We start from the raw sequence: 13495 nt of genomic DNA on the forward strand, positions 1-13495 counted from the left end.
CCGGTTGTGCGCAGCAAAGGCACAATGGCAAGCCGRCTTCCCGCCGCAGCGCGGGGCCTATCCCCAGAACACAAGCAGCCCGTCGATTCGGCCCCCGGCCAATGATCGTACGGGCTTTTTTATTGCTGCCGCCAGTGCGCGGCCAGGCTCACCTCTTACACAGATAACCGCGCGGGTACTACCGCCTCCCCATCATGAACGAACCGCTTCCTCTCGACTCCCTCGACATCGATACGCTCGGCGTGCGCGCCGGCACCATGCGCAGCGAGTTCATGGAGCACTCGGAGGCGATGTACCTGACCTCCAGCTTCTGCTTCAACAGCGCTGCCGAGGCCGCCGAACGCTTCGCCAATTCGGAAACGGGATTTACGTACTCGCGATTCACCAATCCCACCGTGGCCATGTTCCAGAGCCGCCTGGCCGCGCTGGAAGGGGCCGAGGCCTGCATGGCGACCGCGTCCGGAATGAGCGCGATCATGTCGGTGGTGATGTCGTCGATGCAGGCGGGCGACCACCTGGTCAGCTCGCGCGCCATCTTCGGCTCGACCATGACGCTGTTCTCCAATATCTTCGCCAAGTTTGGCGTCGAGACGACCTTCGTCGATGGCACCGACCTGGCGGCTTGGCGCGCGGCGGTCAAGCCGAACACCAAGTTGTTCTTCCTGGAGACGCCGTCCAACCCGTTGACCGAAGTGGCCGACATTGCCGCGGTGGCGGACATCGCCCACAACGCTGGCGCGCTGCTGGTGGTGGATAACTGCTTCTGTTCGCCGGCCCTGCAGCAGCCGATGAAGTTCGGCGCCGACATCGTGGTGCACTCGGCCACCAAGCATATCGATGGGCAGGGCCGCGTGCTGGGCGGCGCGGTGCTAGGCACGCACGATTTCATCATGGGCAAGGTTTTTCCCTTCGTGCGCACGGCCGGCCCCACACTGTCGGCCTTCAATGCGTGGGTGCTGCTAAAGGGCATGGAAACGCTGGCGATCCGCATGGAACGCCACAGCGCCAGCGCGCTGGCGCTGGCCGAGTTCCTGGAGTCGCATCCGGCCGTGGCGCGCGTGTATCACCCGGCGCTGAAATCCCATCCGCAGTATGAAGTCGCCCAGCGCCAGCAGAGCGGCGGCGGTGCCATCGTGTCGTTCGAACTCAAGGGCGAGACGCCGGAGCAGCAGCGCGCCAATGCCTGGCGCGTGATCGACAACACCCGCCTGTGCTCGATCACCGGCAACCTTGGCGACACGCGTACCACCGTGACCCATCCCTACACCACCACGCATGCACGCGTCAGCCCGGAAGCCAAGGCCGCGGCGGGCATCGGCGAAGGGCTGATCCGGCTGGCGGTGGGGCTGGAGTCGGTGGCGGACCTGAAGGCAGACCTGCTGCGCGGCCTGCAGGACTGAGGCAGCCACGGCTGCCGCGATGGCGGCCGTGGCGATAGCAGATAGGCAAGGGCCGCCCAGGCGCCTTGGCGCGCCGGCGCCGCTGCTGTCCACTGGTGAATGCGAGGCGGCCCCGCCAATGCGACAGGATGGCGGTGACCGGCTGGGATGGCAGGACGTTCCCCGGCCGGCGTTCAGCGCAGCAAGCGCCGGCGTAGCAGCATCAGCGCGACCACCAGGGCCACTGCCGCGTAAGCGCCGAGCACAATCAGGTGCAGCGCCAGGTTGTCGATTGGACGCCCGAGCATGATGGGGCGGATCAGGGCCACCGCGTGCGCCAGTGGCAGCACCTGGGTGGCGGCTTGCGCCCCCGCGGGCAATTGCTCCAACGGGAAGAATACGCCGGAAAGCAGCAGCATCGGCGTCATCACCAGCGTCTGGTAGAACATGAAGAAGTCGTAGCTGGGCGCAAGCGCGGTGACGATCATGGCCAGGCTGGCGAACGCGATGCCGGCCAGCACGATCACGGGCAACGCCAGCAGCGCTCCCGGCAACCGCGCATAGCCGAGCGCGCCCGCCACCAGCATGATGGCAAGGCCCGACAGCACGGCTTTGCTGGCGGCCCACATGATCTCGCCCAGGACCACATCGCCCAGTGTCAGTGGCGCGTGCATGATGGCTTCCCAGGTGCGCTGCACATGCATGCGCGAGAAGGCGGAATACATGGACTCGAAGCTCGCCGACATCATTACGCTCGACGCCGTGGTGCCGGCCGCGAGGAAGGCGATGTAGGGCACGCCGTTGACCTGCCCGACCAGCAGGCCAAGACCGAGGCCGAGGCCGAACAGGTAGATCATCGGATCGGCCAGGTTGCCGATCATGGAGGGGATCGCCAGCTTCTTCCACACCATGAAGTTGCGGTACCAGACCATGGTCCAGTTGCGCATGTTCATCGGCAGCAGCGGCTGCGGGTAATGCTGCCGCTGCATGGGGGCATGCCGCGGCGCGGCGGCGGCCGGCGCGGCTGCGGGGCGGGGGTCTTGTTCGCTCATGTTCAGTCCGTTGTCGGTCCCGGGTCAGTCGCGCATCTCGCGGCCAGTCAGCTTGAGGAAGACGTCTTCCAGGTTGGCGGGTCGATGCAGGTAACGCACGCCGGTCCGGCCATGCAGGGCGGCCAGCAGCGGCGCCGGTTCCTTCACATAGCAGAACAGCGTCTCGCCGCTCATCTCGGTACGCGTTGCGAGCGGGTGCAGTTCGCCGCGCAAGGGGGCGAGGTTGTCGCCATACACTTCCACCACATCGCAGCCGATCTGGCTGTCGATCAATTCATGCGGCTTGCCTTCGGCGATCTTGCGGCCGCTGTCGATTACGCACAGGTAGTTGCACAGGCGCTCGGCCTCCTCCATGAAGTGCGTGGTCAGCAGGATGGTCTTGCCRCTGGCCAGCAGCGACTTGAGGCGTTCCCAGATCAGGTGGCGCGCCTGGGGGTCGAGCCCGGTGGTGGGCTCGTCCATCACCAGCAGGTCGGGGTCGTTGATCAGCGCGCGCGCCACCGTCAGGCGCCGGCGCATGCCGCCCGAGAGGTCCCGCACTTGCGCCCCGGCACGGCTTTCGAGCCGTGCGAACTCCAGCAGTGCGGGCACGCGGCGTTCGATTTCGGCGCGCTCCAGGCCGAAGTAGCGGCCAAAGATGCGCAGGTTCTCCACCACGGTGAAGTCGGGGTCGAGGTTGTCGAACTGCGGTACCACGCCCACGCGCATGCGGGCCTGCGGCGCGCGCTCCGGAATTGGCTCGCCGCATAGCGTGAGCGTCCCCGAGGCCGGCGTGGTCAGGCCCAGCAGCAGGCGCAGCGTGGTGGTCTTGCCGGCCCCGTTCGGGCCCAGCAGGCCGAAGCACTGGCCGCGTTGCACGCTCAGGCTGAGATCGTCGACCACGACCGTTTCGCCGTATTGCTTGCTTACATTGCGTAGTTCGAGAATGGCAGTCAAGGCAGGAACGAGGGTGAGGTGCGCCACGGGCGCAATATCCGCCATTATGCAGGCAGTGGCGCGGATGCTTTGTGGCGCATTGCAGCAAGAATTCGCGGATGCGGTTATCTTGCCGGTTCGCTGCCGCAGCGCATGGCCAGGGAACTGGCCGAGAGGGCAGGAGCGCAAGACAACGAACCGAAGCAAACCATGGAGACAAGACAATGAGTGCGCAAGACACACTGGCCCAGTGGCAGGAAGCTGAGCGCGTCGCGCGTGCGCGGCTGGGCGAGCCCGGCGTGGCGACGCTGGCGCAGTTGAGCGAGCGTGCCGGGCTGCAGTTTTTCGAGGATATGATGGCCGGCAAGCTGCCGGGCGCGCCGATCGCGCAACTGATGGACTTCGTCCCTGTGGAGTTCGAGGCAGGGCGCTTCGTATTCCAGGGCACACCCGGCGCGCAGCATTACAACCCGATCGGTAGCGTGCACGGCGGCTACGCCGCGACCTTGCTCGATTCCTGCGTGGGTTGCGCTGTCCACACCATGTTGCCGGCGGGCAAGGGCTATACCACCCTGGAACTGAAGGTGAATTATGTGCGCCCGCTGACTACCAAGACCGGTCCGATCCGCGCGGAGGGCAAGGTCATCAGCCTGACCACGCAGATCGGCATTGCCGAGGGCCGCATCATCGACACGCAGGGTAAGCTGTACGCTTACGCCACCACAACCTGCCTGGTATTCCCAATGCCGGCAGGCTGATGCGGGCAACAGCTACGCATGAATGCAAGGGGGGGCAAGGCGGAAGGGAATAGCACCATGCGCTAAAGACGTACGCATGCATTTCGCCGGCCGTACTCGATCCTGGCGGAAAGATGGGCAGGGCGGTATCAGGGCCGGTCGACGAATGTCGGGCCCGTTAAGGGCCCGACAGCCAACGGCGCTGCTAAAACGACAAAATCCGCCAGGCGTGGCTGGCGGATTTTATGCAGCCGGCGGCAGATCGCGTCTGAGCGCGTTCGCCGCTTGCGGTGCCGAAATCAGTACATCTTCTTCGGCAGCATCTGCATGCGCAGACGCTTGCGAAGGCGCGATTCCGCGGCTTTCTTCTTGCGCTTGCGCTCGGTCGTGGGCTTCTCGTAAGCGGTACGGCTCTTGAGTTCAACGATCAGGCCGGTCTGGAGGATGGCCCTACGGAAACGCCGCATTGCAACTTCAACGGGCTCACCGGGTTTCAAGACGATCTTAGTCAATTCTGTCCTTTAGCATTGCCGCAAAGCGGCGGGTTCAAACGGGGGAAACATTGGCCGCTTCAGGACCCTTCTTGCCCTGTTGCGACTGGTATTGCACTCGCTGGTTATCTTGCAGCGGAGCACCCCCGCGAACCTGAGAGATGTGGACGAACAAGTCCTTGCCACCAGCGTCCGGGGTGATGAAGCCAAAACCCTTCTGGGCGTTGAAGAACTTGACGGTACCAGTTTCCATGGAAAAATCCTTTTTTGAGCGCAAAGAATGCGCCCACTTGCTTTTACACGTTTACGTAAACGCTGTCAAGAAAGCTTGCTGAAAACGCTTTGCAAATCCACGAGAGTGGCGTATAGTACGCCCCTCTGACGCGGGGTGGAGCAGTTGGCAGCTCGTCGGGCTCATAACCCGAAGGTCGCAGGTTCAAGTCCTGCCCCCGCAACCAGGCGATATTCTACTCAAAAGTCCGCCAGTAGTCCGGCGGGCTTTTTTGTTTTGCGTGCCTGCGCCTTTTGCGTCACCGGGACGTCTACACGTATCAGTCAGTGCTAACAAGTGCCAACAGGCGCCATCAGGCGCCATCAGGCACAGACCATCGCCAGCCAGCCCGCCGCCGCACAGGCGCCCACCCAGGAAAGCACCACGGCCGCGATCGTCGACCACTTCATGGGCGGCCTTCCGCAGGCGAGGGATTTGTGGGTTCCGGACGTTTCATTACGCATCTCCTCAAGCCCCTTCAAGCCGCCTGCGCGCTGACGGCAACGGCTGGCTCATCCATGGCGGGCAACGTGATCACGAATCGCGCCCCCCCTGCACTGCCGCTGTCCAGCCCGACCTGGCCGCCATGCAGCAGCGCGATGCGCCGCACGATGGCCAGCCCCAGGCCGAAGCCGCCCGTGTGCCGATTGCGGCTGGAATCCGGCCGATGGAAAGGCTCGAAAATGCGGGCGCGTTCCTCCGGCACCACGCCGGGCCCGTCGTCCTCCACCGTCAGGCACAGGGTGCCAGCGGCATCCGTCTCGGCGCGCAACTGGATGGCGCTGCGCGCATAGCGGGTGGCGTTGCGGCACAGGTTGAGGAGCGCCCGCGCCACCTGCCGAGGATCGCAGACGTGGTGTGGCAGGGGACCACTGGCGAGCACGGACAGGGTCAGCTTGTGGTCGGCCACCTCGTTGGCGACGCTGGCCGCCACGCTGTCGATCAGCTCGCCGACCGAAACCCGCATCAGCATCATCGGGGCCGCACCCTGCTCGAGCTGGCCGAGCGTCAGCAACTCGGTGACCAGTTCATCAAGCTCGCGCACGTCGCGGCGCAGGTCTTCCAGGCGCTGGGCCTGACGTGCCTGCTCTTCCTCGCCGGCGCCGGCCGACTGCAACAGCGCAATGCCAAATTCAAGCCGGGCGATCGGTGTCTTCAGCTCGTGCGAGATGCCGTGCATCATTTCCCGCTGGTGCACGATCGACGCTTCGATCTGCTCCGCCATTTCATTGAATTGCATTGCCAGCTCCGAGATATTGGAGCGCCTGGGCAGGTCGGCGCGGGTTGACAGCTTGCCGCGGCCGAAATCCCTGGCCGCCTGCTGCAGCTTGTCCAGGTCGCGCCAGTGGTACCAGACCCATGCCACGATCGAGAGCAGCGTGGCGAAAGCAATCAATGCATAGGCCACCACGTCGACGTTGGTGTTGTCCACGTCCACGCTGTGCGCATGCAGTACCTGCCCGTCGCGCAGCGGCAGGTAATAGTCCTTGGCATCGTAGCTCAGCACCAGCTTGCCGTCGGCGATATCCTGGCGCTGGCGCGCATCCAGCCGGCTCAGTTCGGCGGCGTCGGCCAGCTTGAACCGTTCGAGCGCATGCGCCTGGAGCTTTTCCAGCGCGCCCTTGCGCAACTCGCCCGGGTGCTGGGCGAGGTATTCGGACAGGACGAACGCATAACCCTGACGATTCACGCGTTCGCTCTCGGTGAATTGCTCGTGGAACAGCGGAATGAAGGTGTAGTTGATGGCGACCACCGCCGCGGCGGCAGCCAGCATCACCAGCAAATAGAGCTTCAGTAGCGAGCGGACCATTCATTCCTCCCATGCCGATGGGCTGAACAAGTAGCCGCGGCCCCAGATGGTCTTGATCTTGTGCGGCTCGGGCGAAGCGTCCTCGAAGCGGCGGCGCAGCCGGGAGATGCCAGAGTCGACGGTCCGGTCGATGCCGTCGAATTCGATGCCGCGCAGCTCCTTGAGGATGTCGTCGCGGCTCAGTACGGTGCCGGCGGCGCGTGCCAGGATCAGCAGCAGGTTGAACTCGGTGGTCTTCAGGTCCACTTCCTGTCCGCGCCAGGTGACCTGCCGGTTAGGCGGTGAAATCACCAGCGCGCCGAATACTAGTTCGTGGTCCCTTTGCATTGGCGTGGCGGGCACGGCGACCCGCTCGGCGGCGGCGCGCCGCAGCAGGGCGCGGGCCCGCGCTACCAGCAGCCTGGGCTCGATGGGCTTGACCACATAGTCGTCGGCGCCGATCTCCAGCCCCGCCACCTGGTCGTAGGTGTCCACGCGCGCAGTCAGGATCAGCACGGGCACGCGCGAGAAGGCGCGAATGCCGCGGCAGACTTCCATGCCGTCCATGTGGGGGAGCATCAGATCGAGGATGACCAGGGCGGGCCGGTGGGCCTGGACGGCCGCTACCGCGATATCGCCGCGCCGCACCACCTCCACCGTGAACTCGTAATTGCTCAGGTACTCGCTGACAAGTTGCGCAAGGCGGTCATCGTCCTCGACCAGCAATACCTTGTACTTGGCCATGGCGTCGTTCATGACAGGCTTCCCAGGGGCCGAAAAACGCCGATTCTATCCGGCCAGCGGCCCGCGTTGGGGGCCGGAGACGCTTCCGGACAAATTTGCACATTTGAACAAGATTTCGCTCTATTTCAGGACAGACATCGCGGCGTGCCGTCCCTAATCTGCGTGCTTCGACATCAAGGCGGAGCATCGGTGGAACAGCAAACAAGACAACAGGGGCAAGCGCCAGGCAAGCCAGCGCGTTTCGGCATGAGTCCGGTCAACTACGCCTTCTGAGGAGAGCGCCATGATGTGGGATTGGCACGCCAGCCCGGCAGCGCGGGATCTTGCTGTCCGGCCGCATGTCTGCGACATACGCCTGCCCGGCGTCGACAGCCTGTTACTGACCGGCGCCACCGGCTTTATCGGCGGCAATGTGATGGTGGCCGCCATCAATGCCGGCCTTGCGCGGCGCTTGCTCTGCCTGGTGCGGGGCAGCGATACGGCAGACGCGCTGGCACGCCTGCGCGAGAACGCCGTCCAGTGCGGCCTGCTGCGCAGCCGCGTGAACTGGCTCACGGAGGATAACGTGCTGCTCGGCGCGCTGGACAGCGATTTCCCGCCCGCCGTCGTGGCTCGGCTGTCAGGTGTCTCGCAGGTGATCAACTGCGCGGCGATGGCCTCGTTCTCGACAGACCCGCAGGTCACGCGCATCAACGTGCGAGACACGCTGCGCTTTGCCTCTCGCTTTGCCGGCAGTACCGCCCTGCGGCGTTTTGTCCATGTCGGTACCGCGATGGCTTGCGGCACGCAGCGCGGTACCAGGGTTTCGGAGCAGGATGCCGGGCATGACGACACCAGCCACCTGGTGCCCTACACGCGCAGCAAGCAGGAAGTGGAGGTGCTGCTGCGCCGAAGCCTGCCGGACCTGCCGCTGGTGGTGGCGCGGCCCTCCATCGTGGTCGGGCACACCGTGCTGGGCACGCAGCCGTCGGCCAGCATCTTCTGGCTGTTCCGGATCATCCACCAGGCGCGCCGCTATACCGCCGGCCCGCATACCCGCATCGACGTGATCTCGGCGGACGACTGCGCGCAGGCCTTGTTGCGGCTGGCGGTCAAGCCCGGCCTGCGCTTCGATGCCTACCATCTTTCTGCGGGCGCGCGCGCACCGACCATCGCGCAGGTGGTAGCCGCCATGGATGAGGCCGCCGCGAGCGAGGACGCGCCGGCTTACCGCAAGTGCCCGGCCAGCGAGCTTCCGGCCCTGGCGCTGGATGTGGCGCGTACCGAGCGCATCAGCAACCGCCGCCTGATCGAACGTGCCCTGCGGCTGTATGYGGGCTTTGCCGAACTCGGCTATGTGTTCGACAACCGGCGCATCCGGGAGGAGATCAATTTCGAGCCGTTGTCGATTACCGATTACGTCAGCGAGTGCATGCGTACCTCGCGCGGGGTTGGCATCCTTGAACAAATGAGCTGGGACTTCAAGTCATGATTGCCGCGCGCTCCACGTTCGTCATGCTCTGGTGACGTGATTCAGGCGGTACTTGTCTGCGGCGGCTGCGTTTCGCCAACCCGGCTTCGCCGACTGCTTCAACTGTCGAACCTGCCCGGCACGCCGCCCGTGGCGTGCCGTACGATGCGGCGCCTGTAGAAGTGTTACTCTTTTGAGTGATACCCAACAGGAGATCACCGTGAGCCGCAAAACCCCCATCGAGCGCTATCGGAACATCGGTATCAGCGCGCACATCGACGCCGGCAAGACCACCACCACCGAGCGCATCCTGTTCTACACCGGGGTCAATCACAAGATCGGCGAGGTCCATGACGGTGCGGCTACCATGGACTGGATGGAGCAGGAGCAGGAGCGCGGCATCACCATCACCTCGGCCGCCACCACGGCGTTCTGGAAGGGGATGGCCGGCAATTATCCTGAACATCGCATCAATATCATCGACACTCCCGGACACGTGGACTTCACCATCGAGGTGGAGCGTTCCATGCGCGTGCTCGATGGCGCCTGCATGGTCTACGACGCGGTGGGCGGCGTGCAGCCCCAGTCGGAAACCGTCTGGCGCCAGGCGAACAAGTACAAGGTGCCGCGTATCGCCTTCGTCAACAAGATGGATCGCGTCGGCGCGGATTTCTTCCGGGTGCGATCGCAGATTGCCGACCGGCTCAAGGGCACGCCGGTGCCGATCCAGGTGCCGATCGGCGCCGAGGATGGTTTCCAGGGCGTGATCGACCTGGTCAAGATGAAGGCCACCGTCTGGGACGACACCAGCCAGGGGCTTCACTTCGAGTATCGCGAGGTACCGCCCGAACTGCTGGAGGTCGCCAGGGAATGGCGCGAGAAGATGGTCGAGGCCGCGGCGGAGGCCAGCGATGAACTCCTGCACAAATACCTCGGCGGCGAGCCGCTGACGGAAGACGAGATCAAGGCTGCCCTGCGCAAGCGCACCGTCGCCAACGAGATCGTGCCGATGCTGTGCGGCAGCGCTTTCAAGAACAAGGGCGTGCAGACGCTGCTCGACGCGGTGATCGACTACTTGCCGTCGCCGGCGGACGTGCCCGCGATTCTCGGCCACACCGTGGACGACAAGGAGGCGGAGCGCCATCCCAATGACGACGAACCGTTCGCCGCCCTGGCATTCAAGATCATGACCGACCCCTTCGTCGGGCAACTGATCTTCTTCCGCGTCTACTCTGGCGTGGTGAATTCGGGCGACACGGTGTACAACCCGCTCAAGGAAAAGAAGGAGCGGCTCGGGCGCATCCTGCAGATGCATGCCAACGTGCGCAGCGAAATCAAGGAAGTGCGCGCGGGCGATATTGCCGCGGCGGTCGGGCTCAAGGAGGCCACCACCGGCGACACCCTGTGCGACCCCGACCATGTGATCATCCTTGAGCGCATGAGCTTCCCGGATCCGGTGATCTCCCAGGCGGTCGAGCCCAAGACCAAGGCCGACCAGGAAAAGATGGGCCTGGCGCTGAATCGCCTGGCGCAGGAAGACCCGTCGTTCCGCGTGCATACCGATGAGGAATCGGGCCAGACCATTATCTCGGGTATGGGCGAGTTGCACCTTGAGATCCTGGTGGACCGGATGCGGCGCGAGTTCGGCGTGGAGGCATCGGTCGGCAAGCCGCAGGTGGCATATCGTGAGACCATCAAGCAGGCAGCGAAGGACGTCGAAGGCAAGTTCGTCAAGCAGTCAGGCGGGCGCGGCCAGTATGGCCACGTGGTGCTCGATCTGGAGCCGCAGGCGCCGGGCAAGGGCTACGAGTTTGTCGACGCCATCAAGGGCGGGGTGGTGCCGCGCGAATTCATTCCCGCCGTCGACAAGGGCATCCGCGAAACGCTGGCATCGGGCGTGCTGGCCGGCTACCCGGTGGTGGACGTGAAAGCCACGCTGGTATTCGGCTCCTATCACGACGTCGATTCGAACGAGAATGCCTTCCGTATGGCGGGCTCGATGGCATTCAAGGAAGGCATGCGCCGCGCCAAGCCGATCCTGCTCGAGCCGATGATGTCGGTGGAAGTGGAAACGCCGGAAGAATTCACCGGCAACGTGATGGGCGACCTGTCCTCGCGCCGGGGCATCGTGCATGGCATGGAGGATATCGCGGGCGGCGGCGGCAAGCTGGTGCGCGCGGAGGTGCCGCTGGCCACCATGTTTGGCTACTCGACGTCGCTGCGTTCGCTGACCCAGGGGCGCGCCACTTACACGATGGAATTCAAGCACTACACGGAAGCACCGGCGAGCGTGGCCGAAGCGGTCATCAACAGCCGGCACACGCGCTAGCTTGCGGTGGCCCATTGCCCCCTGGGAGGCTGTGCGGGGCAATGGGATCGATGCGCCGTCTTTCGCTTGCCGCTTGTGCCGCAGGCTTGAAATGGCGCGTGTCATTTGCGGCCGTCCATGCGGCCGGTTTGGATTTGCCGCGGGCAAGCCGCGGCAAGGTCGGGGCGGCCCATGTGTCACGCCCTGCGCAGCCGCGCGCCTCGCGGCATCCGTCCGACTCGATGGGAGAGTGCGATGGCTAAGCATTTGTTTCCTCAATTTCCCGCCGATGAGCAACGCGAGGTTGTAACCCTCTGCGAACGGCTCGGCTTCGCTCCGGAAGACTTCGAGATCAAGGACGAGGGTTCCGAGCCGGCCAATGGCGGCGTGAGGCGGCGGCAGGTCAGTGTCCGGCGGCTGGCGACGGAGGCCCAGAGCATGTATGACGCAAGCGAGGGTCCGGGCTGGATCGGGGAGTTCGAGAGCGACCTCGAGTGCGGCTTGTTCGGGCAGGCACCGAGGCAGGCGCGGGCATAGCCACCGCAGGCTCGCGCGCCGCATCTGTTGGCGAGGGCACAGACGCGTGTGGGGCGGATGGCGCATAAAGGGCGCTTCGGGCAGTGGGGAGACTGCAATGAAGCGCATGATCCGGATTGGGCTGTGGTCGTTGACGGGCGTCTGCGTCCTGGCGGCGGGCGTGGTGCTGGTGGGCGTGCTGGCAGGGGAGCGAAAGGGCGCGCGCATCGTGAGCGTGCCCGTCGTGTCCCTGGCTTATCGCGACGATGCCCAGGCGCTGGCGAGAGGCAAGTACCTGTATGAATCGCGGGGTTGCATGGATTGCCACGGCGCCAGCGGCAAGGGCCGTGTCTTTATCGACGATCCTGGCGGCCTGTATGTGCGCGCGCCCAACTTGACCAGCGGCAGCGCCGTCATCGGGCGCTATCGGGAAGCGGATTGGGTGCGGGCTATCCGCCATGGCGTGGCCCCGTCGGGGCGAGCTCTGATGGTGATGCCAAGCGAGGACTACAACCGCCTCAGTGATGACGACCTGGGTGCGCTTGTTGCCTATGTCCGCAGCTTGCCGCCGCTGCCGGGCGAGGTGGCGGAGGTGCGGCTCCCATGGATGGTCCGGGCGTTATATGGGTTTGGCCTCGTCAAGGATGCCGCCGAGAAGATCGATCATGGGTTGCCGCCCGCGCGGCCGATGACCGCTACGGTATCGCCGGAGTACGGCGCTTACGTGGCGAATGCCTGCCTCGGCTGCCACGGCGCAGGCTTGCGCGGCGGCAAGATCCCCGGGGCGCCGCCAGACTGGCCGCCGGCCGCCGACCTGACTCCCGCGGGCAGTGCGATGGCGCGCTATGACGCGCCGGAGAAGTTCGTCGGCATGATGCGCAGCGGCTTGCGTCCGGACGGGTCGCCGGTCAGCCGGGTCATGCCGTTCGATTCGTTTGGGCGCATGGACGATGTCGACCTGGGCGCTCTCTACCTGCATTTGAAGGCGCTGCCAGCGCAGAGTGCGAGCCGCTGAGCGCGGCGCCGGGAGGGGATTCCCGCGGTACAAATGGCGCCGTAAAAATGGAAAAGGCCCGCAATTTCTTGCGGGCCTTTCACATTCTTTGGCTCCCCGAGCTGGGCTCGAACCAGCGACCTGCGGATTAACAGTCCGTCGCTCTACCAACTGAGCTATCAGGGAACAGCTGAGAAAAGGATTGTAACCAGTTTCTCTTTTATTCGTCAACATCTGTGCAGTAATTTTTTACTGCCGGTGCTGCGAAACTTCTGGTTCCACCCCGGTGATCTGAGGCAGGGCCACATTATAGGTGGTGTTTTGGGTCTGTGCCATAAAAAATCGCCCCGGAGGGCGATTTTTTTGACGCTTGCTGCGTCCACCTGCGCGGCGCGGCGCCCGGCTTAGTCGAACACCGGCGAATCGACGCCGAGGATCTTGTGCAGCTTCGGCGAGGTAGTGGTGTACTGCATGTGGATCTTCTTCTCGGGGAAGATATAAGGCGCGGCGCCAAAGGCGGCCAGCGCGGCCTCGTGGAAGCCCGAGAGGATCAGCTTCTTCTTGCCGGGGTAGGTATTGATATCGCCTACCGCGAAGATGCCGGGGATGTTCGTCTCGAACTTCTCCGTGTCCACCTTGATCTGCTTGCGCTCAAGGTCCAGGCCCCACTCCGCAATGGGTCCGAGCTTGGGCGACAGGCCGAAGAACACCAGCAGGTCGTCCAGCGGCAGGCGGCGCGTGACGCCGTCTGCGCCCGTCACCTTGATCTCGGTCAGCAGGCCATCCTTTTCCTCGTAGCCACTGATCTGGCCCACGACGAATTGCATCTCCATCTGCTCGCACAATTCC

General features: G+C 64.6%; 13 protein-coding genes and 2 tRNA genes. 7 read left to right on the top strand and 8 right to left on the bottom strand.

What is annotated here, in order from left to right; all coding sequences use genetic code 11:
* Positions 1-194: 194 nt before the first annotated feature.
* Entirely contained in the window at positions 195-1400 is a 1206-nt protein-coding gene (locus tag AC1DKD_RS25090) for an O-succinylhomoserine sulfhydrylase (RefSeq protein WP_441634693.1), read from the top strand.
* 173 nt (positions 1401-1573) lie between these two features.
* Here AC1DKD_RS25090 and AC1DKD_RS25095 read toward each other — a convergent pair whose 3' ends face one another.
* Both AC1DKD_RS25095 and nodI read right to left on the bottom strand, forming a co-directional pair.
* Positions 1574-2431, bottom strand: coding sequence for an ABC transporter permease (locus AC1DKD_RS25095; protein WP_276289436.1), 858 nt, complete (start codon positions 2429-2431; stop codon positions 1574-1576).
* A 24-nt stretch (positions 2432-2455) separates the two neighbouring features.
* Positions 2456-3367, bottom strand: coding sequence for a nodulation factor ABC transporter ATP-binding protein NodI (gene nodI / locus AC1DKD_RS25100; RefSeq protein ID WP_441634732.1), 912 nt, complete (start codon positions 3365-3367; stop codon positions 2456-2458).
* Positions 3368-3570: 203 nt separating this feature from the next.
* Between nodI and AC1DKD_RS25105 the strand changes: the two genes are divergently transcribed.
* Positions 3571-4104, top strand: coding sequence for a PaaI family thioesterase (locus AC1DKD_RS25105; protein ID WP_441634695.1), 534 nt, complete (start codon positions 3571-3573; stop codon positions 4102-4104).
* A gap of 278 nt (positions 4105-4382) precedes the next feature.
* On the opposite strand, the gene rpsU is transcribed toward AC1DKD_RS25105, so the two are convergent.
* Together rpsU and AC1DKD_RS25115 are read right to left on the bottom strand one after the other, a co-directional pair.
* Entirely contained in the window at positions 4383-4595 is a 213-nt protein-coding gene (gene rpsU / locus AC1DKD_RS25110; protein WP_006158571.1) for a 30S ribosomal protein S21, read from the bottom strand.
* Between the two features lie 34 nt (positions 4596-4629).
* Positions 4630-4827: a cold-shock protein gene (locus tag AC1DKD_RS25115; protein WP_006158572.1), complete on the bottom strand. Its 198-nt coding sequence runs from the start codon at positions 4825-4827 to the stop codon at positions 4630-4632.
* Positions 4828-4956: 129 nt separating this feature from the next.
* On the opposite strand from AC1DKD_RS25115, the gene AC1DKD_RS25120 reads away from it, so the two are divergent.
* Positions 4957-5032 (top strand) — tRNA-Met (locus AC1DKD_RS25120).
* A gap of 291 nt (positions 5033-5323) precedes the next feature.
* Here AC1DKD_RS25120 and AC1DKD_RS25125 read toward each other — a convergent pair.
* A complete protein-coding gene (locus tag AC1DKD_RS25125; protein ID WP_441634697.1) occupies positions 5324-6655 on the bottom strand; it encodes an ATP-binding protein in 1332 nt (443 codons plus the stop codon).
* Positions 6656-7390: a response regulator gene (locus AC1DKD_RS25130; protein ID WP_441634699.1), complete on the bottom strand. Its 735-nt coding sequence runs from the start codon at positions 7388-7390 to the stop codon at positions 6656-6658.
* A 271-nt stretch (positions 7391-7661) separates the two neighbouring features.
* Here AC1DKD_RS25130 and AC1DKD_RS25135 point away from each other — a divergent pair, with 271 nt between their 5' ends.
* From AC1DKD_RS25135 to AC1DKD_RS25150, 4 genes are all read left to right on the top strand, one after another.
* Complete coding sequence (locus AC1DKD_RS25135) at positions 7662-8849, top strand: SDR family oxidoreductase (RefSeq protein WP_477143832.1); 1188 nt, start codon at positions 7662-7664, stop codon at positions 8847-8849.
* Positions 8850-9048: 199 nt separating this feature from the next.
* Entirely contained in the window at positions 9049-11157 is a 2109-nt protein-coding gene (gene fusA, locus AC1DKD_RS25140; protein ID WP_441634703.1) for an elongation factor G, read from the top strand.
* A 234-nt stretch (positions 11158-11391) separates the two neighbouring features.
* The gene (locus AC1DKD_RS25145) at positions 11392-11673 is read left to right on the top strand and encodes a hypothetical protein (RefSeq protein ID WP_045235609.1); all 282 of its coding nucleotides are present in this window, start codon (positions 11392-11394) and stop codon (positions 11671-11673) included.
* Between the two features lie 97 nt (positions 11674-11770).
* Positions 11771-12667: a c-type cytochrome gene (locus AC1DKD_RS25150; RefSeq protein ID WP_441634705.1), complete on the top strand. Its 897-nt coding sequence runs from the start codon at positions 11771-11773 to the stop codon at positions 12665-12667.
* Positions 12668-12756: 89 nt separating this feature from the next.
* On the opposite strand, the gene AC1DKD_RS25155 is transcribed toward AC1DKD_RS25150, so the two are convergent.
* Positions 12757-12832 (bottom strand) — tRNA-Asn (locus tag AC1DKD_RS25155).
* Positions 12833-13050: 218 nt separating this feature from the next.
* A partial coding sequence (locus AC1DKD_RS25160; RefSeq protein WP_477143833.1) for an NAD(P)/FAD-dependent oxidoreductase occupies positions 13051-13495 on the bottom strand: 445 nt, incomplete at its 5' end.

The organism is Cupriavidus sp. 05T313 (assembly GCF_056396665.1).

Bases quoted from the DNA above. Each gene is read 5' to 3' on its own strand.
- AC1DKD_RS25115 (WP_006158572.1), bottom strand. From the start codon at position 4,827: ATGGAAACTGGTACCGTCAAGTTCTTCAACGCCCAGAAGGGTTTTGGC.
- AC1DKD_RS25130 (WP_441634699.1), bottom strand. From the start codon at position 7,390: ATGAACGACGCCATGGCCAAGTACAAGGTATTGCTGGTCGAGGACGAT.
- AC1DKD_RS25105 (WP_441634695.1), top strand. From the start codon at position 3,571: ATGAGTGCGCAAGACACACTGGCCCAGTGGCAGGAAGCTGAGCGCGTC.
- AC1DKD_RS25095 (WP_276289436.1), bottom strand. From the start codon at position 2,431: ATGAGCGAACAAGACCCCCGCCCCGCAGCCGCGCCGGCCGCCGCCGCG.
- AC1DKD_RS25125 (WP_441634697.1), bottom strand. From the start codon at position 6,655: ATGGTCCGCTCGCTACTGAAGCTCTATTTGCTGGTGATGCTGGCTGCC.
- AC1DKD_RS25150 (WP_441634705.1), top strand. From the start codon at position 11,771: ATGAAGCGCATGATCCGGATTGGGCTGTGGTCGTTGACGGGCGTCTGC.
- AC1DKD_RS25145 (WP_045235609.1), top strand. From the start codon at position 11,392: ATGGCTAAGCATTTGTTTCCTCAATTTCCCGCCGATGAGCAACGCGAG.
- AC1DKD_RS25090 (WP_441634693.1), top strand. From the start codon at position 195: ATGAACGAACCGCTTCCTCTCGACTCCCTCGACATCGATACGCTCGGC.